Raw genomic sequence first — 24,619 nt, 5'->3', positions numbered from 1 at the left:
CGCAGCGATGCGGGGCCCCTTTGGCATTTCAGCGGCAGTGTCGGGTCAGAAGCCGAAGAGGCCGAAGGTGGCGGCGTAGGCGGCAAAGAGCAGGGCATCGCTCAGCAGCGCCACGACCAGCAGCAGCAGGCCGGCGATGACCTTGCGCCCGTGGTGGATCATGCCGGCCAGCAGGGCCAGCAGGCCGCTGACCGCGAGGGAGGCCAGCAGCGCGATCATCGCCTGGCTCTCGTGCTTGGCGACATCGGGGCTGCCGGGGGCCATCAGGTAGAGGCAGGCGGCGGCGAGCATGGCGAGGGCCAGAATGGCCTTCCAGCTTGCGGGCATGCGGTGGAGCTTCCACCAGGCGCGCCTTCTGGGCTGGTCGCCGACGTGGTCGAAAGGGTCAGGCAAGTGACTTCTCTCACAGAATATGGCGTTGAAATTCCTCACTAGTTACGCTTGGGAAACTGGCGGGTTTCCGCCGGGAACACCAGTGAAACCCCTTGGACTCGCGGGAATTAACGTGAAAAATACAGCTTGCATGACGTTATGGTAAGTTTTGCTCAACTTCGGGGAGAAAAGGGGCAGAAAATGGCTGGTGGATGGTCGAAGGATGGGGCGGTCAACGAGCAGATCGAAGCGTCGATCAGCGACGAGCTTCAGCGGATGCGGGCCAAGGCCGGGCCGCGGGGCGAGAGCCTGACCCATTGCGCGGAATGCGAGGAGGAGATCCCCGAAAAGCGCCGCGAGGCGATCCCCGGCGTGAAGCTCTGCATCGACTGCCAGCAGGAGCGCGACGGGCGGTTCGAGGCGCGGGCCGGGATCAACCGGCGCGGCTCGAAGGACAGCCAGCTGAAGTGACGCCGCCCGGGGCGGTCGGCGGGTGCAGAGAGACACTTGCGCCTGTCACATAATCCCCCTACCGCTGCGGCCATGGCCGACCTCAACGAAAACCTCCGGGGTGCGATGCTGATGACGGCCTCGATGGCCGCGTTCACCATCAACGACACCTTCGTCAAATCGCTCGCCGGCGAGCTGCCGCTGTTTCAGACCGTGTTCCTGCGCGGCCTCGCGGTAACGCCTCTGCTGGTGCTGCTGGCCTGGTCGCGCGGGGCGCTGCGGCTTCGGATGTCGCGGCGCGATGCGGTGTTGCTGGCGTTTCGCAGCCTGTCGGAGGTTCTGGCCGCGCTGTTCTTTCTGACCGCGCTCTACAACATGCCCCTGGCCAACGCGACGGCCATCCTCCAGGCCGCGCCGCTGATGGTGACGCTGGCCGGCGCGCTGTTCTTTGCGGAGGCGATCGGGATCTGGCGGATGTCGGCCATTCTGGTCGGCTTCGTCGGGGTGCTGCTGATCGTGCAGCCGGGCGGCGAGGGCTTTACCGGCTATTCGATCTGGGCGCTGGCGGCGGTGGTGGCCGTGGTGGCGCGGGACGTGCTGACGCGGATGATGTCGGGCGCGCTGCCCTCGCTCACCGTGGCCACGGTTACCGGCTTCAGCGTGGGGGCGGCGGCCGGACTGGCGGCGCTGTTCGAGCCATGGGTGCCGGTCAGCGGCACCTCGGCGCTGGCGCTTGCCGGGTCGGTGGTGTCGATCCTGTTCGCCTACATGTTCTCGGTCACGGCGGTGCGGATGGGGGACATGGGGTTTGTCGCCCCGTTCCGTTACACCGGGCTGGTCTGGGCGCTGGTGCTGGGCTTCGTGGCCTTCGGCGACTTCCCCGGCCCGCTGACCCTGTTCGGCTCCGCGGTGGTGATCGCCGCCGGGCTCTTTACCTACCTGCGCGAGAGGCGGCTTGCGATTCGGCGGCGTGAAATTTCTCAAGCGCCTCCTCGGTGATCCCGAAGCTCTTCGACAGCGCCCGCGCCACATCGCCCTCGATCGGCACCATCTCCTCGAAGTCCTTCTTCTTGAAGGGGGTGCCGTTGGTCGAGTTCAGCCCGCGCACGAACATGTCTTCGCCTGTGTAGGTGAGCGTGGTCATCTGGCGCCAGATCGTGTCGTGCCGGAAGTGCACCACGGTCTTGTCGACATGGGGGCGGATGTAGACGCCGAGCGCCGGCGTCCAGTACTGCCGCTGTTGGGCGCAGGCGCGGATGCCCTGCTCGTCGATGCAGACGGTGTAGCCCTGGTTGAAGTCGACGGCGAAGCGGTGCTCGCGCTTCATCACCTCGTGGCCATCGTCGAAGGCCTCGCGGAAGCGCTCGACGAAGCGGTAGCTCACCCCGTCGTCGTCATCGAGCCGGAACTGGCCGGTGACGCCGCCCTCGGGGTCGATGTGCTCCTGCATCGCCTTGAGGCAGGCCTCGCGGTGGTTGAGCGGCTCGTACTGGCAGAGCCGGGCCTGGGGCAGGGTGGCGAGCAGATCCTTCAGGCGTTCGTCATAGGCCTTGGGGAGCTGGTTGCCGGTGAGCACGATGAACTTGAAGTCCTCGTCGGTCTGGAGCCGCAAGCCGGGCAGGGTGAAGGTTTCGAAGTAGCGAAACCGCTCCTCGAGGCGCTCTTCGCCATAGAGAAAGTCGATCCGGTCCTGGATGGTGGCGTGCTCGCGCCGGAAGCCACCGAAACAGGGATAGGAAAACCTGCAAATACCGAGAATCTGTACGATGTGACTGGTCCTTGACGTCTGTGCACTGCCCCCGCGGCAGGGTAGGGGGGCGGAGGAGACGTGGCAAGGGGCAGGGCCCGTGCGGCGCCCCCTGCCGGGGCCTTCTAAATCCCGGGATTTTGCCGGTGCGGACAGGTTTGGCTTGATTCCCTGTGGGCAAACAGCCGATACACGCACAAGCCTGCCCCACAAGGGCCCGCAGGTGTTGACAGCCTCCCCGACTCCCCCTATACGCCGCGCTCACGGGACACGTGCGGGCAAACCTGCGCGACATTCCGTATCAAAATCGAAGTGGCCACGATCCAGGCAGCACGTGCCTCGATCCTCTGAGATTCCACCGCGTCGTTTCCGGCAGAGGAAACGGGAGCGGTATTTGCGTTTGGCATTCCGCCTTTCGCGCAAGACCTGAACCGGCGCCGGGCGGTGCACAGCCCGCGCCTTAGATGAACGAACGAGCGAGACGGGGAAAACCGGAATGCCGACGATCCAACAGCTGATCCGCAAGCCGCGGCAGCCCAAAGTCAAACGATCCAAGTCGCAGCACCTTGAAGGCTGCCCGCAGAAGCGTGGTGTTTGCACCCGCGTCTACACCACCACACCGAAGAAGCCGAACTCGGCCATGCGGAAGGTTGCCAAGGTGCGCCTGACCAATGGTTACGAGGTCATCAGCTACATTCCCGGTGAAAGCCACAACCTTCAGGAGCACTCCGTGGTTCTGATCCGTGGCGGCCGTGTGAAAGACCTTCCCGGCGTTCGTTACCACATCCTGCGCGGCGTGCTCGACACGCAAGGCGTCAAAGACCGTAAGCAGCGCCGTTCGAAGTACGGCGCCAAGCGTCCGAAGTAAGAGGAATCACAGATGTCCCGTCGTCACGCTGCCGAGAAGCGCGAAGTCCTGCCTGACGCCAAGTATGGCGATAAGGTTCTGACGAAATTCATGAACAACCTGATGGTCGACGGCAAAAAATCCGTCGCCGAACGCATCGTCTACAACGCGATGGACCGGGTTGAGACCAAGCTGAAGCGGTCGCCCATCGAGGTGTTCGAAGAGGCGCTCGACAACATCAAGCCGTCGGTCGAGGTTCGCTCCCGCCGGGTTGGTGGCGCCACCTACCAGGTGCCCGTCGAAGTGCGCCCCGAGCGTCGCGAAGCGCTGGCCATCCGCTGGCTCATCATCGCCGCGCGGAACCGCAACGAGAACACCATGGAAGAGCGTCTGGCCGGTGAGCTGATCGACGCTGTCCAATCGCGTGGGACCGCTGTGAAGAAGCGTGAAGACACCCACAAGATGGCCGACGCGAACAAAGCGTTCAGCCACTACCGCTGGTAAACCAAGCACACTCCTGAGGACGCATCCAATGGCCCGCGACTACCCCCTCGACCGATACCGCAACTTCGGCATCATGGCGCACATCGACGCCGGCAAGACCACTTGCTCCGAGCGGATCCTGTTTTACACCGGCAAGAGCCACAACATCGGTGAGGTGCATGACGGCGCCGCAACGATGGACTGGATGGAGCAGGAGCAGGAACGCGGGATCACCATCACCTCGGCTGCGACCACCACCTTCTGGGAGCGCACCGAGAACGGCACCGAGCCCGACAGCCCGAAGCACCGCCTGAACATCATCGACACCCCCGGCCACGTTGACTTCACCATCGAAGTCGAGCGTTCGCTGGCCGTGCTCGACGGTGCCGTCTGCGTGCTCGACGCCAACGCCGGCGTGGAGCCCCAGACCGAGACCGTCTGGCGCCAGGCCGACCGCTACAAGGTTCCGCGGATGGTGTTCGTCAACAAGATGGACAAGATCGGCGCCGACTTCTTCAACTGCGTCCGCATGATCGAAGACCGCACCGGCGCCCGCGCCGTGCCGGTCGGCATTCCGATCGGTGCCGAGACCGAGCTTGAAGGTCTGATCGACCTCGTGACCATGGAAGAGTGGCTGTGGCAGGGTGAAGACCTTGGCGCATCGTGGGTGAAGGCCCCGATCCGCGACAGCCTCAAGGACATGGCCGACGAATGGCGCGGCAAGATGATCGAGGCCGCCGTCGAAGAAGACGACGACGCCATGATGGAATACCTCGAAGGCAACGAGCCCGACGTGAAAACCCTGCGCGCCCTGCTGCGCAAGGGCACCCTCGCGCTGCACTTCGTGCCCGTGCTTGGTGGCTCCGCCTTCAAGAACAAGGGTGTTCAGCCGCTGCTCAACGCCGTGATCGACTACCTGCCGAGCCCGCTCGACGTGGTCGACTACATGGGCTTTGCCCCCGATGACGAGACCGAAGAGCGCAACATCGCCCGCCGTGCGGACGACGACATGCCCTTCGCCGGCCTCGCCTTCAAGATCATGAACGACCCCTTCGTCGGCTCGCTCACCTTCACCCGGATCTACTCGGGCAAGATGAACAAGGGCGACAACATCCTGAACTCGACCAAGGGCAAGAAAGAGCGCATCGGTCGGATGATGATGATGCACTCGAACAACCGCGAAGAGATCGAAGAGGCATTTGCCGGCGACATCATCGCGCTGGCCGGTCTGAAGGACACCACCACCGGTGACACGCTCTGCGCCCAGAACGCGCCGGTCGTCCTCGAGACCATGACCTTCCCCGATCCGGTCATCGAGATCGCCGTCGAGCCGAAAACCAAGGCCGACCAGGAGAAGATGTCCCAGGGCCTCGCGCGGCTTGCCGCCGAAGACCCGTCCTTCCGCGTCGAAACCGACCTCGAGTCGGGCCAGACCATCATGAAGGGCATGGGCGAACTTCACCTCGACATTCTCGTCGACCGCCTGAAGCGCGAGTTCAAGGTCGAAGCCAACATCGGTGCGCCTCAGGTGGCCTACCGCGAGACCATCGGCCACGAGATCGAGCACACCTACACCCACAAGAAACAGTCGGGTGGTTCGGGTCAGTTCGCCGAAGTCAAAATGGTCATCTCGCCGACAGAGCCCGGCGAAGGCTACTCCTTCGAGTCCAAGATCGTTGGTGGTGCTGTTCCGAAGGAATACATCCCCGGCGTCGAGAAGGGCGTGAAATCGGTCATGGACTCCGGTCCGCTTGCCGGCTTCCCCGTGATCGACTTCAAGGTCGCGCTGCTCGACGGCAAGTTCCACGACGTGGACTCCAGCGTTCTCGCCTTCGAGATCGCCTCCCGGATGTGCATGCGTGAAGGTCTCAAGAAGGCCGGCGCCAAACTGCTCGAGCCGATCATGGCCGTGGAGGTGGTGACGCCCGAAGAGTATACCGGTGGTATCATCGGTGACCTGACCTCCCGTCGCGGGCAGGTTCAGGGCCAGGAAAATCGCGGCAACGCGATTGCCATCGACGCCTTCGTGCCGCTGGCCAACATGTTCGGCTACATCAACAACCTGCGCTCCATGTCCTCGGGCCGGGCGAACTTCACCATGCAGTTCGACCACTACGAGCCGGTGCCGCAGAACATCAGCGAAGAAATCCAGGCGAAATACGCGTAAGCGTCCGCCCGCAGAGACAAGGAGGCCATCATGGCTAAGGAAAAGTTTGAACGTAACAAGCCGCATGTGAACATCGGCACGATCGGTCACGTTGACCACGGCAAGACGACGCTGACGGCTGCGATCACCAAGCAGTTTGGCGACTTCAAGGCCTATGACGAGATCGACGGCGCGCCCGAAGAGAAGGCCCGCGGCATCACCATCTCGACCGCCCACGTGGAGTACGAGACCGACGCGCGTCACTACGCCCACGTCGACTGCCCCGGCCACGCCGACTACGTGAAGAACATGATCACCGGTGCCGCCCAGATGGACGGCGCGATCCTGGTCGTGAACGCCGCCGACGGCCCGATGCCCCAGACCCGCGAGCACATCCTGCTCGGCCGTCAGGTTGGCATCCCGAAGATGGTTGTCTTCATGAACAAGGTCGACCAGGTCGACGACGAAGAGCTGCTCGAGCTGGTCGAAATGGAGATCCGCGAGCTGCTGTCGTCCTACGACTACCCGGGCGACGACATTCCGATCATCGCCGGTTCGGCCCTGGCCGCCCTCGAAGGCCGTGACGACAACATCGGCGCCGAGAAGATCGCCGAGCTGATGAAGGCCGTCGACGACTACATCGACACCCCCGAGCGCGCTGTCGACCAGCCGTTCCTGATGCCGATCGAGGACGTGTTCTCGATCTCCGGTCGTGGCACCGTGGTTACGGGCCGCATCGAGCGTGGCGTTGTGAACGTGGGCGACGAGCTTGAGATCGTCGGCATCAAGGACACCACCAAGACGACCTGCACCGGTGTGGAAATGTTCCGCAAGCTGCTGGATCGTGGTGAGGCCGGCGACAACATCGGCGCGCTGCTGCGTGGTATCGACCGTGAAGCCGTTGAGCGGGGCCAGGTGCTCTGCAAGCCGGGTTCGGTGACCCCGCACACCAAGTTCGAGGCCGAAGCCTACATCCTCACCAAAGAGGAAGGTGGCCGTCACACGCCGTTCTTCGCGAACTACCGCCCGCAGTTCTACTTCCGCACCACGGACGTGACCGGGACGGTGACGCTGAAGGAAGGCACCGAGATGGTCATGCCCGGCGACAACGTGTCGTTCACCGTTGAGCTGATCGCCCCGATCGCCATGGAAGACGGCCTGCGCTTCGCCATCCGCGAAGGCGGCCGTACCGTCGGCGCCGGCGTCGTGTCGAAGATCATCGAGTGATCGATTTGTAGGGTGCGCCTCCGGGCGCACCTTCCGAGATGCCCGGTCCGCCGGGTTGACTGAAACCGGTTCGAAGAGGGGCGGCTGCAATCGCCCCTCCTCTCAATCGTAAAGGAACGCAAAAAATGGCCATTCAAAGCCAGAATATCCGCATCCGCCTCAAGGCGTTCGATTACCGCGTGCTGGACGCCAGCACCCAGGAGATCGTGAACACCGCCAAGCGGACCGGCGCGCAGGTGCGCGGGCCCATCCCGCTGCCGAACAAGATCGAGAAGTTCACCGTTCTGCGCGGCCCGCACATCGACAAGAAGTCGCGCGACCAGTGGGAGATCCGCACCCACAAGCGCCTTCTCGACATCATCGACCCCACTCCGCAGACCGTGGACGCGCTCATGAAGCTCGACCTCGCCGCCGGCGTGGACGTTCAGATCTCGGTCTAAGGGAGGGCTACGGATATGTTGCGCTCTGGAGTGATCGCAAAGAAAGTCGGCATGACCCGGCTGTTCATGGAAGACGGAAAGCAGATTCCGGTGACGGTCCTGCAACTCGATGCCCTGCAGGTGGTGGCCAAGCGCACCGCCGAGAAGGATGGCTACTCTGCCGTTCAGCTCGGCGCCGGCACGGCCAAGGCCAAGCGCACCTCCGCGCCGATGCGCGGTGTGTTCGCGGCCTCCAAGGTTGCGCCCAAGCGCAAGCTGGCCGAGTTCCGCGTCGACCCCGAGAACCTCATCGAAGTGGGCGAGGAGATCACCGCCGACCACTACTTTGAAGGTCAGTTCGTGGACGTCTCCGGCACCTCGATCGGTAAGGGCTTTGCCGGTGCGATGAAGCGGCACAACTTCGGTGGCCTTCGGGCCTCCCACGGTGTGTCGATCTCTCACCGTTCGCACGGCTCCACCGGCCAGTGTCAGGACCCGGGCCGCGTGTTCAAAGGCAAGAAGATGGCTGGCCACATGGGCGCTGCCCGCGTGACCACGCAGAACCTTCAGGTTGTCCGCACCGACAGCGGCCGTGGCCTCATCATGGTCAAGGGCGCGGTTCCGGGCTCCAAGGGTGGCTGGGTGACGATCAAGGATGCGGTGAAGAAGCCGTTCCCCGAGAACGCCATTCTCCCCGCCGCGCTGAAGTCTGCCGGTGAAGCCGCTGCGAAGGCCGCTGAAGAAGCCGCCGCCGCCGCTGCCGCCGAGGCCGAAGCCGAAGAGAAGCGCCTGGCCGAAGAAGCCGCTGCCGCCGAGGCCGCAGCCCTTCAGCAAGCCGAAGCTTCGATCGAAGCCGACAAGGCCGAGGACGGTGACGCCGCCCCCGCAGCCGACGAAAAGAAGGACGGTGACGAATGAAACTCGACGTGATCAAACTGGACGGCGGCAAGGCCGGGTCGGTCGATCTGGGCGACGAGGTCTTTGGCCTCGAGCCCCGCGCCGATATCCTGCACCGTGTCGTCCGTTGGCAGCGCAACAAGGCGCAGGCCGGCACCCACAAGGTGAAGACCCGTCGCGAGACGAGCTACTCGACCAAGAAGATTTATCGCCAGAAGGGCACCGGCGGCGCACGCCACGGTGACCGCAACGCGCCGATCTTCCGCAAGGGTGGTATCTACAAGGGTCCGACCCCGCGCAGCCACGGCCACGATCTTCCCAAGAAGATCCGTGCCCTCGGCCTCAAGCACGCACTCTCGGCCAAGGCCGCAGAGGGCAAGCTGGTGATCCTGGAAGACGCCAACATGGCCGAAGCCCGGACCGGTCAGCTCGCCAAGCAGTTCAAGGAGCTGGGCTGGAAGAAGGCGCTGGTGATCGACGGAGCCGAAGTGAACGAAAACTTCCTCCGCGCCTCCGCCAACATCGACGGTCTGGATGTGCTGCCCTCGATGGGCGCCAACGTCTACGACATTCTGAAGCGTGACACCCTCGTTCTCACGAAGGCGGGCGTCGAAGCTCTGGAGGCTCGACTGAAATGAGTGCCAAGGCAGAACATTACGACGTGATCGTGAAGCCGATCATCACCGAGAAGGCCACCATGGCCTCCGAGGCGAATGGTGTGGTTTTCGAGGTCGCCATCGACGCCAACAAGCCGCAGATCAAGGAGGCCGTCGAAAGCCTCTTCGGTGTGAAGGTGAAGGCCGTGAATACGACCATCACCAAGGGCAAGACCAAGCGTTTCCGGGGCCAGCCCGGCAAGCGCAAGGACGTCAAGAAGGCCTATGTGACCCTCGAAGAGGGCAACACGATCGACGTGTCCACCGGGCTCTGATCCGGGCGGTGGGGTCGCCCCCACCAAGATAGATAGCTGGAAGGCCTCGCGGTTCGCGGGGCCTTTCGCGTTTGGGGCCAGGGGAAGAGCGTGGCGGATGCTGTTGGTGCGGGGGGCCACGGTGACGCAGCGGCAACATCGGCCCGGGAAGTGCGCGCGAGGCGCTCGGATTGCCAAATTGATGCCCGAATTTGCGGGAATCCTCCCGATGTCGCTTGGGGGCCGATCTGCAAGGTAGCAAGCGTGGAGACGAGAGGATGGAATACGACCGCAGAGAGCCGATCCGGGGCAAGCCCAGCTTGCGGCCGACGGCCGTGACCAACAAGACCATTGCCGAGCTGCTGGCCGAGGACATGAAGGCCAAGTCGCCGGGGATGACGACGGCGGTGGTGAACAAGACCATCGAGGAGCTGCTCGAGGACGAACGGCGCGAGAAGGCGGATGCCGAGCGCGCTGCCAGGCTGGAGGCCGAGCGGGCCGAGGCCGAGGAGATCGCGCGGATCCGGGCCGAGCGGGAGGTCGCGGCAGCGCGTGCCGCAGCACAGGCGCTGGAGGCCGAGGCCGCCGTTCAGGGCAAACCCTCGTTGCTCAAGCGCCTTTTCGGCGGCTGATGGCCGTAAAACCCGACGCGGGTGCTTGACCTGAAGCCCTGCCTCTCATAACAGAGCACATCCGCAAGAGCCCCGGATTCGTCCGGGGCTTTGGTTTTGGTCGTCTCTACGCCTCAGGTGGTGGGTTTCACCCACCCTACAGCAGGATCGGACGGGCGGAACGGCGGGTCGGGTGGGTGCAAACCCACCACCCCAAGCGGGCACCTACGGGGGCCTAGAACATCAGGGCAGCGCCAGCGCCGCCCGCACAGAAAACGGAAGACAGTTAACATGGCACTCAAGTCGTATAAGCCGACGACGCCGGGCCAGCGTGGGCTGGTTCTGATCGACCGTTCGGAGCTGTGGAAAGGACGTCCTGTCAAATCTCTCACCGAGGGTTTGACCAAGAAGGGCGGCCGGAACAACACCGGACGGATTACCGCGCGTCGTCGTGGTGGTGGCGCAAAGCGTCTCTACCGCATCGTCGATTTCAAACGCACCAAGATGGACGTGACCGCGACCGTCGAGCGGATTGAATACGATCCCAACCGCACCGCTTTCATCGCCCTCATCAAGTATGAAGATGGCGAGCAGGCCTACATCCTTGCCCCTCAGCGTCTCGCCGTTGGCGACTCCGTGGTTTCGGCCGCGAAGGCCGACGTGAAGCCGGGCAACGCGATGCAGTTCATCGGCATGCCGATCGGTACGATCATTCACAACATCGAGCTGAAGCCCGGCAAGGGTGGCCAGATCGCACGCGCCGCGGGCACCTACGCCCAGTTCGTCGGCCGTGACGGTGGCTACGCCCAGATCCGTCTCAGCTCGGGCGAGCTTCGTCTCGTGCGTCAGGAATGCATGGCCACCGTCGGTGCCGTCAGCAACCCCGACAACTCCAACCAGAACCTCGGCAAGGCCGGCCGCGTGCGCCACATGGGCAAGCGTCCGTCTGTTCGCGGTGTTGCGATGAACCCGATCGACCACCCCCATGGTGGTGGTGAAGGCCGCACCTCCGGTGGCCGGACCCCGGTTACCCCGTGGGGCAAGGACACCAAGGGTCGCCGCACCCGTGACAAGAACAAGGCGTCGCAGAAGCTGATCATCCGCTCGCGTCACGCCAGGAAGAAGGGTCGCTAAGACATGTCTCGTTCTGTATGGAAGGGCCCCTTTGTTGACAGCTATGTCCTCAAGAAGGCCGAAAAATCCCGCGAGTCGGGTCGCAACGAGGTCATCAAGATCTGGTCGCGTCGCTCCACCATCCTGCCCCAGTTCGTGGGGCTCACCTTCGGCGTCTACAACGGCAAGAAGCATATCCCGGTGAACGTTTCCGAGGACATGATTGGCCAGAAGTTCGGTGAATATTCTCCGACTCGCACCTACTACGGCCACGCCGCCGACAAGAAAGCGAAGAGGAAGTAACCATGGGTAAGGATAAGAATCCCCGCCGCGTGGAAGACAACGAGGCGCTCGCCAAGTCGCGCATGCTTCGTACCTCGCCGCAGAAGCTGAACCTCGTCGCTGCGATGATCCGTGGCAAGAAGGTCGAGAAGGCCCTGGCCGATCTCACCTTCTCCAAGAAGCGGATCGCTGCGGATGTGAAGAAGTGCCTTCAGTCCGCCATCGCCAACGCCGAGAACAACCACAACCTGGACGTCGACGAGCTGATCGTCGCTGAGGCCTGGGTCGGCAAGAACATGACGATGAAACGCGGTCGCCCCCGGGCCCGTGGCCGTTTCGGCAAGATCGTCAAACCGTTCGCCGAGCTGACCATCAAGGTCCGCCAGATCGAGGAGCAAGCCTGATGGGTAACAAGGTCAATCCGATCGGTATGCGTCTGCAGGTGAACCGCACCTGGGACAGCCGCTGGTATGCCGATACCAAGGACTACGGCAACCTTCTGCTCGAAGACATCGCGATCCGCGAGTTCATCGAGGAAGAGTGCAAGCAGGCCGGCGTCAGCCGTGTGATCATCGAGCGCCCGCACCGCAAGTGCCGGGTGACCGTTCACACCGCGCGCCCCGGCGTGATCATCGGCAAGAAAGGCGCTGACATCGAAGGTCTGCGCAAGAAGCTGGCGAACATGACCGACAGCGAGCTGCACCTGAACATCGTCGAGGTGCGCAAGCCCGAGCTGGACGCCGCCCTGGTGGCCGAAAGCATCGCGCAGCAGCTCGAGCGCCGGGTGTCGTTCCGCCGTGCCATGAAGCGCTCGGTCCAGAACGCCATGCGCATGGGTGCCCTCGGCATCCGGGTCAACGTCGCGGGCCGCCTCGGCGGCGCCGAGATCGCCCGGACCGAGTGGTATCGTGAGGGCCGCGTGCCGCTTCACACCCTGCGTGCCGACATCGACTATGCCCACGCCGAAGGCTCCACCGCCTACGGCATCATCGGCATCAAGGTCTGGATCTTCAAAGGCGAGATCATGGAGCACGACCCTGCTGCCCGTGATCGCAAGGCCCAGGAACTCCAGGAAGGCGGCGGCCCGCGCCCCCGCCGCGACCGGTAAGGAGACGGAAGAATGCTGCAACCAAAACGCACGAAATTCCGCAAGATGCACAAGGGCCGCATCCGCGGCCAGGCGAAGGGCGGGTCTGACCTGAACTTCGGCACCTTCGGCCTGAAGGCAGTGGAGCCCGAGCGCATCACCGCCCGCCAGATCGAGGCTGCCCGCCGTGCCATGACGCGCCACATGAAGCGTCAGGGCCGCGTCTGGATCCGGATCTTCCCCGATTTGCCCGTCACCTCCAAGCCGGTCGAAGTCCGGATGGGTAAAGGTAAGGGCTCGGTGGACTTCTGGGCCGCCAAGGTGAAGCCCGGCCGCGTGATGTTCGAGATCGACGGCGTGTCCGAGGACGTCGCCCGCGAGGCCCTGCGCCTGGCCGCGATGAAGCTGCCGATCAAGACCCGGACGATCGTTCGCGAAGATTGGTAAGGTCGCGCTTGCCGCGACCAGTGCGGTGTAGCGATTGGCAAAGCCAATTGCGGGCCGCACACCGGTGAAGAAAAGAGAACCCCCGCTGGAGTGATCCGGCGGGGGTTTTTCCGTGTTGGCGGGGAGCGGTGTGGGCGATCACCCCAGAGTCCGCATCCCCCGCTCCATCAGCTCGCGCATGAAGCGCTGGTATTTTACACCGCGCTTCTCCGCCTCGGCGCGGATCGCGGCGAGTTGGCTTTCCGGCAGGCGCATGGTGACGCGGGCGGATTTGTCCTCATACTCGTAGCGGGCAGGCTCGGCGGCGCTCCAGTCGAACTCCGACAGGTCGGCCTCCTCCACGAAGGTCTCCGCCGCCGCGTCACTCGGGAGGCTTGGCCATGGCTTCTCTTGCGTCTTCATAGCGTTCAATCTCCTTGGCGTGCATGTAGCGCGCGCTGATCGGGCGGAGCCAAAGAGCGCCGTCCTTCTCCCGGTGCATGTAGACCAGGAACACATGCCGGCCGTCTGACGTGGCCCCGGCGGTGCGAAAACGTGGTTCACCGGGGAAAGGGTCTGGGATGCGGAGGGTAATGGTGCGGAGCACATGCTCGATCTCGGCTTGAGACACGCCATGTTTGCCGCACTTCGGCCAGTTCCCGGCATCCCAGTCGATCCCGATGATCTTCATTGATCATATGTGCACGGTTGTGCGTACAAAATCAAGCAGGGTCACTCCCACCGATAGTTGAAACTCACCGACACCCGCTCCTCCTCGGCCATGTTCATCGGCACCTCGTGGCGGAGCCAGCTTTCCCAAAGCAGCACGTCTCCCACCGCGGGGGCGACCGAGACGAAGCGTTTCAGCTCTTCGCGGCAGCCCTTCCGGCGCATCGGGGCGGCCATCATGCGGGCGGAGCGCGGGTCTTCCAGTTTCAGGGCCGAGGTGCCTTCGGGCATCGACACGTAGGTGGTGCCGGAGATCACCGCGTGGGGGTGGATGTGGGAGCCGTGGGTGCCGCCCTCGGGGAGGATGTTGATCCAGAGGTCTTCGAGCACCAGGGCGCGACCGTCGAGGTCGAACTGGAGGTCTTCGGTGAAGGCGGCGACGTGGGCGTCGAGCGATTTGGCCAGCGCCTTGAAGATCGGGAAACGCCAGGGGAGGTCGGAGAGCGAAGCGTAGGAGGTGTAGCCCGGATAGCCGTTTTCCTCGCACCATTCCTGCCCGGCCTCGTCGTCTTCGGCGATGGTGAAGCAGGAGGTTTCCAGCTCGTCCGGGTCCACGGCGGGGCCATGCTCGGAGAGGGCGGCGCGGTAGAGGCGGGTGACGAAGAGGGAGGAGATATCGGGCATGGGGGCCTCCGGTGGTTGGGGTGATGCCGGGGTAGCACCCGCTCCACGTCGGGGGAAGGCTGTAGGGTGGGTGGCAACCCACCAATCGAACGCCATTTAGAGTTGATATCAACTGACCACAGTGCTACCGATTCTCCCGAAATCGGAGGCCCTGACATGAAACTCGCCGGCTGGATCATTCTCGCGCTTTTCGCCCTCTTCATGCTGGGGGCCTCCGTGGCACCCAAGCTGCTGAAGCTCGATGTGGCCCGCGCGCCTCTGGAGCAGATCGCCTATCCGGTGAAATACCTCGTGCTGATTGGCCTGATGGAGCTGTTCTTCACCCTGCTGGTGCTCTACCCGCGCACCAGTCTGCTGGGCGGCATCCTGATGACCGGCCTGCTCGGCGGGGCCATCGCCAGCCAGCTCCGGGCCGAGATGCCGCTTGCCTCGCACACCCTTTTCGGGGTCTATCTCGGCCTCTTCATGTGGCTGGGCATTGCCCTGCGCGCGCCCGCGGTGCTGGCGCTGCTGACCGGGCGGGGGCAATAGCGGCCAAAAGCCCTTGCCACGCCGCTGATTCCCCCCTATAGGGCGGGCCTTCACCATGTGAACTCCACCGGAACTGGGGTCACCCAAAAGGGGCCCGCCGGTGATTGTTGAAAAAGGAAATAGGCGATGAACGCCCAGGAACTGCGTGACAAGACGCCGGATCAACTCCGCGACGCGCTTGTCGACCTCAAGAAAGAAGCCTTCAACCTGCGTTTCCAGCAGGCCGGCGGCCAGATCGAAAACACCGCCCGCATGCGCATCGTGCGCCGTGACGTGGCCCGTGTGAAGACGATCCTCAACGAAAAAGCGGCCGCAGCCGCAAATGCGGAGGCGTAAGAATATGCCCAAACGTATCCTTACCGGTGTCGTCACCAGCGACCAGAACGAGCAGACCGTTACCGTTCAGGTCGAGCGCCGCTTCAAGCACCCGCTTCTGCACAAGACCGTGCGGAAGTCGAAAAAGTATCGCGCCCACGATGAGGCCAACACCTTCAAGGTGGGCGATCAGGTTCGCATTCAGGAATGCGCGCCGAAATCGAAGACGAAACGCTGGGAGGTTCTGACGGCCTGAGGCCAACAGACCTTTCCGGTTTGATCGAAACCCTGGGGGAGCTAACGAGAACAGCCCCCATAGGTCGGGAGAAACCTAAATGATCCAGATGCAGACCAATCTGGATGTAGCTGACAACTCCGGCGCTCGCCGGGTTCAGTGCATCAAGGTCCTGGGTGGTTCCAAGCGTAAGTACGCTTCGGTCGGCGACATCATTGTCGTCTCCGTCAAGGAAGCCATCCCGCGCGGCCGCGTGAAGAAAGGGGACGTCCGCAAGGCCGTCGTCGTTCGCACCGCCAAGGAAGTTCGCCGCGAAGACGGCACCGCGATCCGCTTCGATCGCAACGCCGCCGTCATTCTCAACAACAACAACGAGCCTGTCGGGACCCGTATCTTCGGCCCAGTCGTTCGCGAGCTTCGCTCGAAGAACTTCATGAAGATCATCTCGCTCGCCCCGGAGGTGCTGTAAGATGGCCGCGAAACTGAAGAAGGGTGACACGGTTGTCGTGCTCACCGGCAAGGACAAGGGCAAGACCGGCGATATCGTCTCGGTCGACCCGAAGGCCGGCAAGGCCGTGGTGGAAGGGCTGAACATGGCCATCCGTCACCAGCGCCAGAGCCAGAACAGCCAGGGCGGCCGCGTGCCGACCTCGATGCCGATCGACCTCTCGAACCTCGCCTATGTGGATGCCAACGGCAAAGCCACCCGCGTCGGGTTCAAGGATCAGGACGGCAAGAAGGTGCGCTTCGCCAAGACCACGGGAGACGTGATCGATGCTTGATGCAGCCAGCTACACCCCCCGTCTCCGGACGCACTACAACGAGACCGTTCGCCCCGCTCTGAAAGAAGAGTTCGGCTACAAGAACGACATGCAGATCCCGCGTCTGGACAAGATCGTGCTCAACATCGGCTGTGGTGCCGAAGCCGTGCGCGACAGCAAGAAGGCCAAGTCGGCCCAGGAAGACCTGACCAAGATCGCAGGCCAGCAGGCCATGGTGACCAAGGCCAAGAAATCCATCGCCGGCTTCCGGGTGCGTGAAGAGATGCCGCTGGGCGCGAAAGTGACCCTGCGCGGCGAGCGGATGTATGAATTCCTCGATCGTCTCGTCACCGTCGCCATGCCCCGCGTCCGCGACTTCCGCGGCATCTCGGGCAAGAGCTTCGACGGCCGCGGCAACTATGCCCTCGGCCTGAAAGAGCACATCGTCTTCCCCGAGATCGAGTTCGACAAGGTCGACGAAGTCTGGGGCATGGACATCATCATTTGCACCACCGCGGCGACCGACGCGGAAGCCAAGGCACTGTTGACCCAGTTCAACATGCCCTTCACCAGCTGAGGAAACCGACCATGGCAAAGAAAGCAATGATCGAACGCGAGAAGAAGCGTCAGAAGCTGGTGGATCAGTATGCCGCCAAGCGGGCAGCGCTGAAAGAGATCGCGAATGACGAGAGCAAACCGATGGAAGAGCGGTTCAAGGCCCGGCTGAAGCTGGCCAAACTGCCCCGCAACTCTTCGGCCACGCGCCTTCACAACCGCTGCCAGCTCACTGGCCGCCCGAAGGCGTATTACCGCAAACTCAAGATGTCTCGTATCATGCTGCGCGAGCTGGCCTCCAACGGTCAGATCCCCGGCATGGTCAAGTCGTCCTGGTAAGGAGGGTATGAGATGAACGATCCTCTCGGAGATATGCTGACCCGCATCCGCAATGCGCAGATGCGTGGCAAGTCCACCGTCCGGACGCCGGCTTCCAAGCTGCGTGCCTGGGTTCTCGATGTGCTGGCCGACGAAGGCTACATCCGCGGCTATGAGCCCGTGGAAGGCACTGCCCACCCGGAAATCGAGATCAGCCTGAAGTACTACGAAGGCACCCCGGTTATCCGCGACCTCAAGCGCGTGTCCAAACCCGGCCGTCGGGTTTACATGGGCGTTGGCGACATCCCCTCGGTCCGTCAGGGCCTTGGCGTTTCCATCGTCTCGACCTCGCGCGGCGTCATGTCCGATGCAAATGCCCGCTCTGCCAATGTTGGCGGAGAGGTGCTTTGCACCGTGTTCTAAGGAGGCCATGCAATGTCTCGTATTGGTAAAAAGCCGGTCGATCTGCCCAGCGGAGTTTCTGCTGCGGTCTCCGGCCAGACCATCGAAGTGAAGGGCCCCAAGGGGTCGCGCAGCTTCACCGCCACTGACGACGTGACCCTTGCGGTCGAGGACAATGCCGTTTCGGTCAAGCCGCGCGGTTCCTCGAAGCGGGCCAAGCAACAGTGGGGCATGAGCCGCACCATGGTTGCCAACCTCGTGCAGGGCGTGTCCGACGGGTTCAAGAAAGAACTCGAGATCAACGGCGTGGGCTACCGCGCGCAGATCCAGGGCAACACCCTGAAGCTGTCGCTGGGCTACTCGCACGAAGTCAACTTCGACGTGCCCCAGGGTGTGACCGTAACCTGCCCCAAGCAGACCGAGATCATCGTTGAAGGCGCAGACCAGCAGCTCGTCGGCCAGGTCGCGGCAAACATCCGCGAATGGCGCAAGCCGGAGCCCTACAAGGGCAAGGGCATCAAATACAAAGACGAGTATATCTTCCGCAAGGAAGGCAAGAGGTAAGGAACGGACACATGGCAAACACCAAACGCCAACTGTTCCTCAAGCGCCGCATGCGCGTGAGGAGCAAGCTTCGCAAGGTGAACGCGGGCCGCGTGCGGCTCTCCGTCCACCGCAGCAACAAGAACATCAGCGTGCAGCTGATCGACGACGTGCAGGGCATCACCCTCGCCTCCGCCTCCACCCTGGAGAAGGATCTGGGCGTGGTCGGCAAGAACAACGTGGAGGCCGCCGTGAAGGTGGGCGCCGCGATTGCCGAGCGGGCCAAGAAGGCCGGCGTGGAAGAGGCCTACTTCGACCGTGGCGGCTTCCTGTTCCACGGCAAGGTGAAGGCACTCGCCGATGCTGCCCGTGAGGGTGGTCTGAAGATCTAAGCGGTGGGTTTCACCCACCCTGAAGAACCTGCGAGGGGCAGCGCGTTTGCCCCTCCGATGATCCGGGGCCGCAAGAGTGGCCACCTGGGTTGGAAACAACCGGCCCTCGCGCCGACCATGAAAAGGACGCCATGAATGGCTGAACGTGACAACAACCGCCGTGGCCAGCGCCGCGACCGTGACGAAACTCCGGAGTTTGCCGATCGCCTCGTGGCGATCAACCGGGTGTCGAAAACCACCAAGGGCGGCAAGAACTTCGGCTTCGCCGCGCTCGTCGTCGTCGGCGACCAGAAGGGCCGCGTGGGCTTCGGCAAGGGCAAGGCCAAGGAGGTCCCCGAGGCCATCCGCAAGGCCACCGAGCAGGCCAAGCGCCAGATGATCCGCGTGCCGCTCCGTGAGGGCCGCACCCTGCACCACGACATCGAAGGCCGCCACGGTGCTGGCCGCGTCGTGATGCGCACCGCCCCGCACGGTACTGGTATCATCGCCGGTGGTCCGATGCGTGCCGTCTTCGAAATGCTCGGCGTCCATGACGTTGTTGCCAAGTCGATCGGTTCGCAGAACCCCTACAACATGATCCGCGCCACGCTCGACGGCCTGACCAAGGAAGCCAGCCCCCGCATGGTCGCGCAGCGTCGCGGCAAGAAGGTGGCCGACATCCTCAAGAAGCCGGAAGATGCGCCGGCCGAAGAAACCGCTGAAGCGTAAGGAAACCGATCCATGGCCAAGACAATCGTCGTCAAGCAGATCGGCTCCCCGATCCGCCGCCCCGAGATCCAGCGCAAGACGCTGATCGGCCTCGGGCTGAACAAGATGCACAAGACCCGCGAACTCGAGGATTCCCCGAGCATCCGCGGCATGGTCGCCAAGATCCCGCACCTCGTCGAGATCATCGAAGAGCGCGGCTAAGGCGAACGGCGGGATTTCCGCCGAAGAGTTTGGAGCACCCCGGTTCGAAAGAGCCGGGGTGTTTTCGTTTGGGGGAGATCAGTGGCAATGCAGGGGCTGAGACCCGGCATGGCAACATTGTCCGGCAGGAGAGCTCTTTCGGCAGCCTCCCCCATGGGAGACCTCGCCGTTCTGGCTGAGCCCGCCAAGAACGATGGGCGCCCCGATAGCCGGGAATGTGAGGAGCGAAATCGAGAGTGCGGTCGCAAGAAGTTTCAACGTATGACCCTTTCCTATTAACGAAATCTTAAGATCTATGTGATCCGGATCATCAGCAGACTCTATGCGTGCGTCAAGCATCTGGTTTCGATGGGGCATTTGTGTGGTCGCCCGGGGCGTGTAGGGTGGGTGAAAACCCACCAATAAAAACGAGCAGCCCTATGACCCGCCTTCTCCTGATTCTGCCCCTCGCCCTCGCCGCCTGTTCCAAGGATCGCGGCCCCGATGCGGTGGCGGCCTATCCCGACCTCTATCTCTGCCAGCTCGAAGGCGGGCAGGAGAAGATCGAGAACGACTATGAGCGCCGCGCCGTGGAGGGCGAGATCGCGCGGCGGGGGCTGGAGTGTTACCGCGGCACGATCAAGACCGACTCGCCGCTGTTCCGGTGAACCCGGGCCGGGGAGGCTTGCGGTTTCTGCATTGCGGCAATGCGATAACAGATGTGGTCACTCGATAGGCAAAGCGCGTATTGGAGCGTCTGAAATCTAGCCACATTGGAAAGTTGCATGACCCGCCTGTTCGCCCTCGTCGCCCTGATGACCCGCAAGACCGCCGCCACCCCGTGCCCGCACTGGTCCGACTACCTGCGCCAGACTCGCGGCTGAAACCTGCCGGTGCGCACAGAAGCGGCCTGACGCCTACGAAAATGTCATTTGCCGCAGGGTCATCTGCACTATCTTCCTTTCCATCAACAGGAGAGGACAGCCATGACCCAGACCAGACGCACCTTCCTGGCCACCGCCGCTGCCAGCGCCGGGGCCATCACCATCCTGCCCTATGCCGCAACTGCCGCAGCGCACGGGGCCGATAGCTTCGCCACAGAGAACGGCGAGATCACCATTCACCCCGTCGACCACGCCAGCTTCGTGATGGAGACCCCGGCGGGCACGATCTACGTCGACCCGGTGGGGGACGCGGCCGCCTATGCCGACTTCCCCGCCGCCGATCTCATCCTCATCACCCACGAGCACGGCGACCACTTCAACGCCGAGACCCTCGCGGCGCTGCGCGGCGAGGCCCACCTCATCACCAACCCTGCGGTGGCCGAGAAGCTGGGCGATGCCGCGCCCGACGAGGTGCTGGCCAATGGCGAGAGCACCGAGTGGAACGGCGTCGCGATTGATGCGATCCCGGCCTACAACACCACCGAGGACCGGCTGAACTTTCACCCGCAGGGCCGTGACAACGGCTATGTGCTCACCCTCGACGGCTTCCGCACCTATGTTTCGGGCGACACCGAGGACATCCCCGAGATGCGCGCGCTCGAAAACATCGACCTCGCCTTCGTCTGCATGAACCTGCCCTTCACCATGACCGCCGAGCAGGCGGCTTCGGCGGTGAAGGAGTTCGCGCCGAGCTACGTGTATCCCTACCACTATCGGGGCCGCGACGACGGCACCCAGGACCCCGAGGCCTTTGCCGCGCTGGTGGCCGACACCTCCGAGGTCAAGTTCGGTGGCTGGTACAAGGAAATGGAAACCTGAGCCGCAGGACGGCCTGAAAATCAGAAGGCCCCGGAGTTCGCTCCGGGGCCTTCGTGTTTTCAGGATGCGGCGCGGTTGCCGCCGCCCTTGGAGCGGCGCGGCCTGCGGCGCTTCTGGCCGCCGGGCTTGGGCGCTGCGGCGCGTGCGGGCTTCTGGCCTTCGCCACCCCCGCCCCCGCGACGCCGGCCACCGCCGCCGCCACCGGGCTTGCCACGGCCACCGCCGCCACCACGGGCAGGGCGCTTCATCGGCTCCCAGGCCTCGCCGGAGGCAACCGGAATGCTCTTGCCCATGACCTTCTGCACGTCCTTCAGCTCGCCCATCTCCTCGGCGGAGACATAGGCGATGGCGGTGCCGTCCCGGCCCGCCCGCGCGGTGCGGCCAATCCGGTGCACGTAGTTGTCGGGCACGTTGGGCATGTCGTAGTTGTAGACGTAGCGCACCTCGGGAATGTCGATGCCCCGCGCCGCCACGTCGGTGGCCACCAGCACCATCAGCTCGCCTTCACGGAAGCCCGAAAGCGCCCGGTCGCGCTGACCCTGGCTCTTGTTGCCGTGGATCGACCCGGCGGCAAAGCCGGCCTTCTCTAGGTGCTTCTTGATCCGCTCCGCACCGTGCTTGGTGCGCGAAAACACCAGCGCCGCCTCGTTGGGGTGCTTGCCGAGGTGCTTGATGAGCATCGACTGCTTGTCGCCCTGGTCGACGAAGTGCAGGCACTGGTCGATCTTGTCGGCGGGTTTGCCGGCGGGGGCGGTTTCGATCTTCACCGGGTCGTTGAGGTAGGCGGTCGAGAGCTCTTCCATCAGCTTGGGCATGGTGGCCGAGAACAGCATGGTCTGCCGGTCCTTGGGCAGCAGCGGGGCGATCTGGCGCAGCGCGTGGATAAAGCCCATGTCGAGCATCTGGTCGGCCTCGTCGAGCACCAGGAAGCGGGCGGCGTCGAGCCGCACGGCCTTGCGCTCCAGCAGGTCGATCAGGCGGCCCGGCGTGGCAACGAGCAGGTCGGTGCCGCGGCCCAGCTTCTGGATCTGCGGGTTGATCGAAACGCCGCCGACCACGAGGTTGGTGCGCAGTTGGGTGCCCTTGGCGTAGCCTTGCAGGTTCTCGACGATCTGCTTGGCGAGTTCGCGGGTGGGGGCGAGGATGAGGCCGCGCACCGATTTCGGATCGGGCTTGCCCTCGATCCGCAGCAGGGCGGACACGATGGGCAGGCCGAAGGCGGCGGTCTTGCCGGTGCCGGTCTGGGCAAGGCCCATCACGTCACGCCCGTTCATGGCGTGGGGGATGGCCTTGGTCTGGATCGGGGTCGGCTTGGTGATGTTCATTTCGGCCAGGTTGGCCAGGAGTTTGGGCGGAAGGCCCAGCATGTCGAAATCCAAAGGATTGTCCTTTTCAGGCGGGCGGCATCGGCCACCCGCAAATGGCGGGCGCGGCCCATCGCGGGCAGCACGTCACAGTTGGGTTGCGCGCAACGCACCACACGTGGGCCGGATTGCCCCTGTGCTTGCCTTGGCGTCTGACCCCCCGCGTGATCTGGGAACCATATGTGGTGAAAGAATGCCGTGCGGGCCGTTCAGTAACTGGTATCGCCACGCTGCCCCGCTCACGCGGCGGGTGCGGCATGAGGGGCATATGAGGGGTAATGTGTTGAAAGTCAATGAATGGCGTCGGCCCCGACGCGCAAACGTCGGGGCGTTGCCATTCTGCCCGCCTTACGAGTTGTGGTCGTAGGCGCTTTCGCCATGCAGGGCGAGATCGAGCCCGGTGTGCTCGATCTCCTCGTCCACCCGCAGCGGGGCGACGAGTCGGCAGAGATAGATCAGCGCGAAGGTGACGACGGTGGTGAAGACCCCGACGATGGCGAGGGAGCCAAGCTGCGCCGCCCAGCTGCCCGCGCCGAAGGCCGCGATCATGATCGTGCCGAAGATGCCGCCCACGCCATGCACCGCCATCACGTCGAGCGTGTCGTCGATGCGCACCTTGTTGCGGATCAGCCCCACGGCCTCCTGGCAGAGGATGCCCGCCACCGCGCCGATCACCAGCGCCTCGATCGGCCCGACGAACCCCGAGGCCGGGGTGATCGAGGCGAGGCCCGCGATGGTGCCGGTCACAGCGCCGACAACCGAGGCCTTGCCGTATTTGATCTTTTCCCAGAGTGCCCATGTGAGCGTGGCCGTTGCGGCGGAAATATGGGTGACGGTCAGCGCCATGGCCGCGCCCCCATCGGCCGCAAGCTGCGAGCCGCCGTTGAAGCCGAACCAGCCGACCCAGAGCAGCGAGGCCCCGATCACCACGTAGCCGGGGTTGTGCGGCGGCTTGTTGTCATCCTTCCGACGGCCCAGAACGGCGGCAAGGATCAGCGCGGCGATGCCCGCCGTCTCGTGCACCACGATGCCGCCGGCAAAGTCCTTCACGCCCGTTTCGCCGAAGATCCCGCCATCGGCCAAAAAGCCGCCGCCCCAGATCCAGTGCACCACCGGCGCGTAGCAGAGCAGCATCCAGAGGCCGGAAAAGAGCAGCACGAAGCCGAAGCCGATCCGCTCGACATAGGCGCCGACGATGAGGGCAGGGGTGATGATGGCGAAGGTCATCTGGAAGGCGAAGAACAGGATCTCGGGCAGGGTGCCCGTGAGGCTGTCGGTGGTGACGCCATTCAGGAACATCTTGCCAAGCCCGCCCCACCAGCTTGCGGCGTCGCCGAAGGCGATGGAGTAGCCCGCCACCAGCCAGAGCACGCTCATCAGGCAGGCGATGGCGTAGCATTGCATGAAGACGCTGAGCACGTTGCGGGCGCGCACGAGGCCGCCGTAAAACAGGGCAAGCCCCGGCAATGTCATCATCAGCACCAGGGCCGTGGCCACGATGATCCAGGCGGTATCTGCGCCGTTCATGTTGTCCCCTCCTCGTTTGGTCGCGGCTGAAAGACGGTCTGGCGGGCGCAAAGAAAAGCAGCGATTGCCTGTGAAGCCGATGAAAATGGGGGCAGATTGAGAAATGACTGCCATATGCGCAGTTTCCTGCAAGAGCGCCCAATAAATAGACGGAAAGAAAATTCGCGCGCCCCGCGAATAATCCGACGGGGCCGGGCGTATCCCTCCTGTCTGCACGATGCAGGCCAGACATGGAGACAGATTGAAATGACCAGAACCTTCCTCATCGCCGCGCTTTTCGCATCCACCGCCACCTTCGCCATGGCCGACGCCCACGGCGGCGCACCCGTGCAGGAGGCCACCCTCGACGGCGCGGCCTACCTGACCGACGCCAACGGCATGACCCTCTACACCTTCGACAAGGACGCCTCCGGCCCCTCCGTCTGCTACGACGCCTGCGCCGACAGCTGGCCGCCGCTGGTGGTCGATGCCGGCATGGCGCTGCCCGAGGGCTATGCCCTGTCCGAGCGCAAGGACGGCGCGGTGCAGGTCACGTGGAACGGCGAGCCGCTCTACTTCTGGGCCGGCGACAGCGAGCCCGGCGACATGACCGGCGATGGCGTGGGCGGCGTGTGGCACGTGGCCCGTCCCTGAGCCGCACCCTCGGGGCGCACCG

At 63.9% G+C, this 24,619-nt stretch carries 38 protein-coding genes; 31 read left to right on the top strand and 7 right to left on the bottom strand.

Annotated elements, in window-relative coordinates:
• Window positions 1–45: 45 nt before the first annotated feature.
• A complete protein-coding gene (locus GTH22_RS14900) occupies window positions 46–393 on the bottom strand; it encodes a hypothetical protein (RefSeq protein ID WP_252946304.1) in 348 nt (115 codons plus the stop codon).
• Between the two features lie 180 nt (window positions 394–573).
• Here GTH22_RS14900 and GTH22_RS14895 point away from each other — a divergent pair, with 180 nt between their 5' ends.
• Window positions 574–843, top strand: coding sequence for a DksA/TraR family C4-type zinc finger protein (locus tag GTH22_RS14895; RefSeq protein ID WP_252946303.1), 270 nt, complete (start codon window positions 574–576; stop codon window positions 841–843).
• Window positions 844–915: 72 nt separating this feature from the next.
• Window positions 916–1,821 (top strand): DMT family transporter, encoded by a 906-nt coding sequence (locus GTH22_RS14890; RefSeq protein ID WP_252946302.1) that lies wholly within the window; start codon window positions 916–918, stop codon window positions 1,819–1,821.
• Here the strand turns inward: GTH22_RS14890 and GTH22_RS14885 are convergent.
• Window positions 1,754–2,767 (bottom strand): glycosyltransferase, encoded by a 1,014-nt coding sequence (locus GTH22_RS14885; RefSeq protein WP_252946301.1) that lies wholly within the window; start codon window positions 2,765–2,767, stop codon window positions 1,754–1,756. The genes GTH22_RS14890 and GTH22_RS14885 overlap by 68 nt on opposite strands.
• Window positions 2,768–3,065: 298 nt before the next feature.
• Here GTH22_RS14885 and rpsL point away from each other — a divergent pair, with 298 nt between their 5' ends.
• The 14 genes from rpsL to rplP all read left to right on the top strand — a co-directional run bounded on the left by rpsL (window position 3,066) and on the right by rplP (window position 13,038).
• Entirely contained in the window at window positions 3,066–3,437 is a 372-nt protein-coding gene (gene rpsL / locus GTH22_RS14880) for a 30S ribosomal protein S12 (RefSeq protein WP_074257494.1), read from the top strand.
• A gap of 12 nt (window positions 3,438–3,449) precedes the next feature.
• Entirely contained in the window at window positions 3,450–3,920 is a 471-nt protein-coding gene (gene rpsG / locus GTH22_RS14875; protein WP_252946300.1) for a 30S ribosomal protein S7, read from the top strand.
• Window positions 3,921–3,948: 28 nt separating this feature from the next.
• Window positions 3,949–6,066, top strand: a complete 2,118-nt coding sequence (fusA, locus tag GTH22_RS14870) for an elongation factor G (RefSeq protein WP_252946299.1) — start codon at window positions 3,949–3,951, stop codon at window positions 6,064–6,066.
• 30 nt (window positions 6,067–6,096) lie between these two features.
• A complete protein-coding gene (gene tuf / locus GTH22_RS14865) occupies window positions 6,097–7,272 on the top strand; it encodes an elongation factor Tu (RefSeq protein ID WP_252946298.1) in 1,176 nt (391 codons plus the stop codon).
• Window positions 7,273–7,403: 131 nt separating this feature from the next.
• The gene (gene rpsJ, locus GTH22_RS14860; protein WP_074258233.1) at window positions 7,404–7,712 is read left to right on the top strand and encodes a 30S ribosomal protein S10; all 309 of its coding nucleotides are present in this window, start codon (window positions 7,404–7,406) and stop codon (window positions 7,710–7,712) included.
• 15 nt (window positions 7,713–7,727) lie between these two features.
• Window positions 7,728–8,609: a 50S ribosomal protein L3 gene (gene rplC / locus GTH22_RS14855; protein ID WP_252946297.1), complete on the top strand. Its 882-nt coding sequence runs from the start codon at window positions 7,728–7,730 to the stop codon at window positions 8,607–8,609.
• Entirely contained in the window at window positions 8,606–9,226 is a 621-nt protein-coding gene (rplD, locus tag GTH22_RS14850; RefSeq protein WP_252946296.1) for a 50S ribosomal protein L4, read from the top strand. The genes rplC and rplD overlap by 4 nt, the downstream gene beginning before the upstream one ends.
• On the top strand, window positions 9,223–9,519 hold the full coding sequence (locus GTH22_RS14845) for a 50S ribosomal protein L23 (RefSeq protein ID WP_252946295.1): 297 nt from the start codon (window positions 9,223–9,225) through the stop codon (window positions 9,517–9,519). The genes rplD and GTH22_RS14845 overlap by 4 nt, the downstream gene beginning before the upstream one ends.
• Before the next feature lie 257 nt (window positions 9,520–9,776).
• The gene (locus tag GTH22_RS14840; protein ID WP_252946294.1) at window positions 9,777–10,130 is read left to right on the top strand and encodes a hypothetical protein; all 354 of its coding nucleotides are present in this window, start codon (window positions 9,777–9,779) and stop codon (window positions 10,128–10,130) included.
• A gap of 270 nt (window positions 10,131–10,400) precedes the next feature.
• Entirely contained in the window at window positions 10,401–11,243 is an 843-nt protein-coding gene (gene rplB, locus GTH22_RS14835; RefSeq protein WP_252946293.1) for a 50S ribosomal protein L2, read from the top strand.
• Between the two features lie 3 nt (window positions 11,244–11,246).
• The gene (gene rpsS, locus GTH22_RS14830; RefSeq protein ID WP_140012671.1) at window positions 11,247–11,525 is read left to right on the top strand and encodes a 30S ribosomal protein S19; all 279 of its coding nucleotides are present in this window, start codon (window positions 11,247–11,249) and stop codon (window positions 11,523–11,525) included.
• Window positions 11,526–11,527: 2 nt separating this feature from the next.
• On the top strand, window positions 11,528–11,908 hold the full coding sequence (rplV, locus tag GTH22_RS14825; RefSeq protein ID WP_252946292.1) for a 50S ribosomal protein L22: 381 nt from the start codon (window positions 11,528–11,530) through the stop codon (window positions 11,906–11,908).
• Entirely contained in the window at window positions 11,908–12,612 is a 705-nt protein-coding gene (gene rpsC, locus GTH22_RS14820) for a 30S ribosomal protein S3 (protein ID WP_252946291.1), read from the top strand. The genes rplV and rpsC overlap by 1 nt, the downstream gene beginning before the upstream one ends.
• Before the next feature lie 12 nt (window positions 12,613–12,624).
• Complete coding sequence (gene rplP / locus GTH22_RS14815) at window positions 12,625–13,038, top strand: 50S ribosomal protein L16 (RefSeq protein WP_252946290.1); 414 nt, start codon at window positions 12,625–12,627, stop codon at window positions 13,036–13,038.
• A 138-nt stretch (window positions 13,039–13,176) separates the two neighbouring features.
• Here the strand turns inward: rplP and GTH22_RS14810 are convergent, their stop codons facing one another.
• Genes GTH22_RS14810 through GTH22_RS14800 form a run of 3 tightly spaced genes read right to left on the bottom strand, consistent with a single transcriptional unit; the run spans window position 13,177 to window position 14,370 of the window.
• On the bottom strand, window positions 13,177–13,440 hold the full coding sequence (locus tag GTH22_RS14810) for a CopG family antitoxin (RefSeq protein WP_252946289.1): 264 nt from the start codon (window positions 13,438–13,440) through the stop codon (window positions 13,177–13,179).
• Entirely contained in the window at window positions 13,400–13,708 is a 309-nt protein-coding gene (locus GTH22_RS14805; RefSeq protein ID WP_252946288.1) for a BrnT family toxin, read from the bottom strand. Before GTH22_RS14805 ends, GTH22_RS14810 begins: the two co-directional genes overlap by 41 nt.
• A gap of 41 nt (window positions 13,709–13,749) precedes the next feature.
• The gene (locus GTH22_RS14800; RefSeq protein WP_252946287.1) at window positions 13,750–14,370 is read right to left on the bottom strand and encodes a 2OG-Fe(II) oxygenase family protein; all 621 of its coding nucleotides are present in this window, start codon (window positions 14,368–14,370) and stop codon (window positions 13,750–13,752) included.
• Window positions 14,371–14,526: 156 nt separating this feature from the next.
• Here GTH22_RS14800 and GTH22_RS14795 point away from each other — a divergent pair, with 156 nt between their 5' ends.
• From GTH22_RS14795 to GTH22_RS14730, 14 genes are all read left to right on the top strand, one after another.
• Window positions 14,527–14,901 carry a DoxX family protein gene (locus GTH22_RS14795; protein ID WP_252946286.1) on the top strand — a complete coding sequence of 125 codons (375 nt, stop codon included), beginning with the start codon at window positions 14,527–14,529 and terminating at the stop codon, window positions 14,899–14,901.
• 126 nt (window positions 14,902–15,027) lie between these two features.
• A complete protein-coding gene (gene rpmC, locus GTH22_RS14790; RefSeq protein ID WP_252946285.1) occupies window positions 15,028–15,237 on the top strand; it encodes a 50S ribosomal protein L29 in 210 nt (69 codons plus the stop codon).
• Window positions 15,238–15,241: 4 nt separating this feature from the next.
• Window positions 15,242–15,472, top strand: a complete 231-nt coding sequence (rpsQ, locus tag GTH22_RS14785; RefSeq protein ID WP_252946284.1) for a 30S ribosomal protein S17 — start codon at window positions 15,242–15,244, stop codon at window positions 15,470–15,472.
• A 79-nt stretch (window positions 15,473–15,551) separates the two neighbouring features.
• The gene (gene rplN, locus GTH22_RS14780) at window positions 15,552–15,920 is read left to right on the top strand and encodes a 50S ribosomal protein L14 (protein ID WP_074257809.1); all 369 of its coding nucleotides are present in this window, start codon (window positions 15,552–15,554) and stop codon (window positions 15,918–15,920) included.
• 1 nt (window position 15,921) lies between these two features.
• Entirely contained in the window at window positions 15,922–16,233 is a 312-nt protein-coding gene (gene rplX, locus GTH22_RS14775) for a 50S ribosomal protein L24 (protein ID WP_252946283.1), read from the top strand.
• Complete coding sequence (gene rplE, locus GTH22_RS14770) at window positions 16,226–16,789, top strand: 50S ribosomal protein L5 (protein ID WP_252946282.1); 564 nt, start codon at window positions 16,226–16,228, stop codon at window positions 16,787–16,789. The genes rplX and rplE overlap by 8 nt, the downstream gene beginning before the upstream one ends.
• A gap of 11 nt (window positions 16,790–16,800) precedes the next feature.
• Entirely contained in the window at window positions 16,801–17,106 is a 306-nt protein-coding gene (gene rpsN, locus GTH22_RS14765; RefSeq protein ID WP_252946281.1) for a 30S ribosomal protein S14, read from the top strand.
• Window positions 17,107–17,118: 12 nt separating this feature from the next.
• Window positions 17,119–17,508, top strand: coding sequence for a 30S ribosomal protein S8 (gene rpsH, locus GTH22_RS14760; protein ID WP_252946280.1), 390 nt, complete (start codon window positions 17,119–17,121; stop codon window positions 17,506–17,508).
• A gap of 12 nt (window positions 17,509–17,520) precedes the next feature.
• Complete coding sequence (gene rplF, locus GTH22_RS14755; RefSeq protein WP_252946279.1) at window positions 17,521–18,051, top strand: 50S ribosomal protein L6; 531 nt, start codon at window positions 17,521–17,523, stop codon at window positions 18,049–18,051.
• A gap of 11 nt (window positions 18,052–18,062) precedes the next feature.
• Window positions 18,063–18,422: a 50S ribosomal protein L18 gene (gene rplR / locus GTH22_RS14750; RefSeq protein ID WP_252946278.1), complete on the top strand. Its 360-nt coding sequence runs from the start codon at window positions 18,063–18,065 to the stop codon at window positions 18,420–18,422.
• A 135-nt stretch (window positions 18,423–18,557) separates the two neighbouring features.
• Window positions 18,558–19,130, top strand: coding sequence for a 30S ribosomal protein S5 (gene rpsE, locus GTH22_RS14745; protein ID WP_252946277.1), 573 nt, complete (start codon window positions 18,558–18,560; stop codon window positions 19,128–19,130).
• Between the two features lie 12 nt (window positions 19,131–19,142).
• Window positions 19,143–19,331 (top strand): 50S ribosomal protein L30, encoded by a 189-nt coding sequence (gene rpmD, locus GTH22_RS14740; RefSeq protein WP_252946276.1) that lies wholly within the window; start codon window positions 19,143–19,145, stop codon window positions 19,329–19,331.
• 419 nt (window positions 19,332–19,750) lie between these two features.
• A complete protein-coding gene (locus GTH22_RS14735) occupies window positions 19,751–19,978 on the top strand; it encodes a hypothetical protein (RefSeq protein WP_252946275.1) in 228 nt (75 codons plus the stop codon).
• 318 nt (window positions 19,979–20,296) lie between these two features.
• A complete protein-coding gene (locus GTH22_RS14730) occupies window positions 20,297–21,073 on the top strand; it encodes an MBL fold metallo-hydrolase (protein WP_252946274.1) in 777 nt (258 codons plus the stop codon).
• 59 nt (window positions 21,074–21,132) lie between these two features.
• Here the strand turns inward: GTH22_RS14730 and GTH22_RS14725 are convergent, their stop codons facing one another.
• Window positions 21,133–22,452, bottom strand: coding sequence for a DEAD/DEAH box helicase (locus GTH22_RS14725; protein WP_252946273.1), 1,320 nt, complete (start codon window positions 22,450–22,452; stop codon window positions 21,133–21,135).
• A 333-nt stretch (window positions 22,453–22,785) separates the two neighbouring features.
• Window positions 22,786–23,964 carry an ammonium transporter gene (locus tag GTH22_RS14720; protein WP_252946272.1) on the bottom strand — a complete coding sequence of 393 codons (1,179 nt, stop codon included), beginning with the start codon at window positions 23,962–23,964 and terminating at the stop codon, window positions 22,786–22,788.
• 246 nt (window positions 23,965–24,210) lie between these two features.
• Here GTH22_RS14720 and GTH22_RS14715 point away from each other — a divergent pair, with 246 nt between their 5' ends.
• Window positions 24,211–24,597, top strand: a complete 387-nt coding sequence (locus GTH22_RS14715; RefSeq protein ID WP_252946271.1) for a hypothetical protein — start codon at window positions 24,211–24,213, stop codon at window positions 24,595–24,597.
• Window positions 24,598–24,619 lie beyond the last annotated feature (22 nt).

The sequence above is a fragment of the Oceanicola sp. 502str15 genome, from assembly GCF_024105635.1.
Lineage (GTDB): Bacteria > Pseudomonadota > Alphaproteobacteria > Rhodobacterales > Rhodobacteraceae > Vannielia.
Note: the sequence above shows the minus strand (reverse complement) of the source record. Positions and strands in the feature narration are given on the sequence as shown.

What these genes read in the sequence shown, in the direction of transcription:
- GTH22_RS14895 (WP_252946303.1), top strand. Translation starts at nt 574, where the DNA reads ATGGCTGGTGGATGGTCGAAGGATGGGGCGGTCAACGAGCAGATCGAA.
- GTH22_RS14890 (WP_252946302.1), top strand. Translation starts at nt 916, where the DNA reads ATGGCCGACCTCAACGAAAACCTCCGGGGTGCGATGCTGATGACGGCC.
- rpsL (WP_074257494.1), top strand. Translation starts at nt 3,066, where the DNA reads ATGCCGACGATCCAACAGCTGATCCGCAAGCCGCGGCAGCCCAAAGTC.
- rpsG (WP_252946300.1), top strand. Translation starts at nt 3,450, where the DNA reads ATGTCCCGTCGTCACGCTGCCGAGAAGCGCGAAGTCCTGCCTGACGCC.
- fusA (WP_252946299.1), top strand. Translation starts at nt 3,949, where the DNA reads ATGGCCCGCGACTACCCCCTCGACCGATACCGCAACTTCGGCATCATG.
- tuf (WP_252946298.1), top strand. Translation starts at nt 6,097, where the DNA reads ATGGCTAAGGAAAAGTTTGAACGTAACAAGCCGCATGTGAACATCGGC.
- rplC (WP_252946297.1), top strand. Translation starts at nt 7,728, where the DNA reads ATGTTGCGCTCTGGAGTGATCGCAAAGAAAGTCGGCATGACCCGGCTG.
- rplD (WP_252946296.1), top strand. Translation starts at nt 8,606, where the DNA reads ATGAAACTCGACGTGATCAAACTGGACGGCGGCAAGGCCGGGTCGGTC.
- GTH22_RS14845 (WP_252946295.1), top strand. Translation starts at nt 9,223, where the DNA reads ATGAGTGCCAAGGCAGAACATTACGACGTGATCGTGAAGCCGATCATC.
- GTH22_RS14840 (WP_252946294.1), top strand. Translation starts at nt 9,777, where the DNA reads ATGGAATACGACCGCAGAGAGCCGATCCGGGGCAAGCCCAGCTTGCGG.
- rplB (WP_252946293.1), top strand. Translation starts at nt 10,401, where the DNA reads ATGGCACTCAAGTCGTATAAGCCGACGACGCCGGGCCAGCGTGGGCTG.
- rpsS (WP_140012671.1), top strand. Translation starts at nt 11,247, where the DNA reads ATGTCTCGTTCTGTATGGAAGGGCCCCTTTGTTGACAGCTATGTCCTC.
- rplV (WP_252946292.1), top strand. Translation starts at nt 11,528, where the DNA reads ATGGGTAAGGATAAGAATCCCCGCCGCGTGGAAGACAACGAGGCGCTC.
- rpsC (WP_252946291.1), top strand. Translation starts at nt 11,908, where the DNA reads ATGGGTAACAAGGTCAATCCGATCGGTATGCGTCTGCAGGTGAACCGC.
- rplP (WP_252946290.1), top strand. Translation starts at nt 12,625, where the DNA reads ATGCTGCAACCAAAACGCACGAAATTCCGCAAGATGCACAAGGGCCGC.
- GTH22_RS14810 (WP_252946289.1), bottom strand. Translation starts at nt 13,440, where the DNA reads ATGAAGACGCAAGAGAAGCCATGGCCAAGCCTCCCGAGTGACGCGGCG.
- GTH22_RS14805 (WP_252946288.1), bottom strand. Translation starts at nt 13,708, where the DNA reads ATGAAGATCATCGGGATCGACTGGGATGCCGGGAACTGGCCGAAGTGC.
- GTH22_RS14800 (WP_252946287.1), bottom strand. Translation starts at nt 14,370, where the DNA reads ATGCCCGATATCTCCTCCCTCTTCGTCACCCGCCTCTACCGCGCCGCC.
- GTH22_RS14795 (WP_252946286.1), top strand. Translation starts at nt 14,527, where the DNA reads ATGAAACTCGCCGGCTGGATCATTCTCGCGCTTTTCGCCCTCTTCATG.
- rpmC (WP_252946285.1), top strand. Translation starts at nt 15,028, where the DNA reads ATGAACGCCCAGGAACTGCGTGACAAGACGCCGGATCAACTCCGCGAC.
- rpsQ (WP_252946284.1), top strand. Translation starts at nt 15,242, where the DNA reads ATGCCCAAACGTATCCTTACCGGTGTCGTCACCAGCGACCAGAACGAG.
- rplN (WP_074257809.1), top strand. Translation starts at nt 15,552, where the DNA reads ATGATCCAGATGCAGACCAATCTGGATGTAGCTGACAACTCCGGCGCT.
- rplX (WP_252946283.1), top strand. Translation starts at nt 15,922, where the DNA reads ATGGCCGCGAAACTGAAGAAGGGTGACACGGTTGTCGTGCTCACCGGC.
- rplE (WP_252946282.1), top strand. Translation starts at nt 16,226, where the DNA reads ATGCTTGATGCAGCCAGCTACACCCCCCGTCTCCGGACGCACTACAAC.
- rpsN (WP_252946281.1), top strand. Translation starts at nt 16,801, where the DNA reads ATGGCAAAGAAAGCAATGATCGAACGCGAGAAGAAGCGTCAGAAGCTG.
- rpsH (WP_252946280.1), top strand. Translation starts at nt 17,119, where the DNA reads ATGAACGATCCTCTCGGAGATATGCTGACCCGCATCCGCAATGCGCAG.
- rplF (WP_252946279.1), top strand. Translation starts at nt 17,521, where the DNA reads ATGTCTCGTATTGGTAAAAAGCCGGTCGATCTGCCCAGCGGAGTTTCT.
- rplR (WP_252946278.1), top strand. Translation starts at nt 18,063, where the DNA reads ATGGCAAACACCAAACGCCAACTGTTCCTCAAGCGCCGCATGCGCGTG.
- rpsE (WP_252946277.1), top strand. Translation starts at nt 18,558, where the DNA reads ATGGCTGAACGTGACAACAACCGCCGTGGCCAGCGCCGCGACCGTGAC.
- rpmD (WP_252946276.1), top strand. Translation starts at nt 19,143, where the DNA reads ATGGCCAAGACAATCGTCGTCAAGCAGATCGGCTCCCCGATCCGCCGC.
- GTH22_RS14735 (WP_252946275.1), top strand. Translation starts at nt 19,751, where the DNA reads ATGACCCGCCTTCTCCTGATTCTGCCCCTCGCCCTCGCCGCCTGTTCC.
- GTH22_RS14730 (WP_252946274.1), top strand. Translation starts at nt 20,297, where the DNA reads ATGACCCAGACCAGACGCACCTTCCTGGCCACCGCCGCTGCCAGCGCC.
- GTH22_RS14720 (WP_252946272.1), bottom strand. Translation starts at nt 23,964, where the DNA reads ATGAACGGCGCAGATACCGCCTGGATCATCGTGGCCACGGCCCTGGTG.
- GTH22_RS14715 (WP_252946271.1), top strand. Translation starts at nt 24,211, where the DNA reads ATGACCAGAACCTTCCTCATCGCCGCGCTTTTCGCATCCACCGCCACC.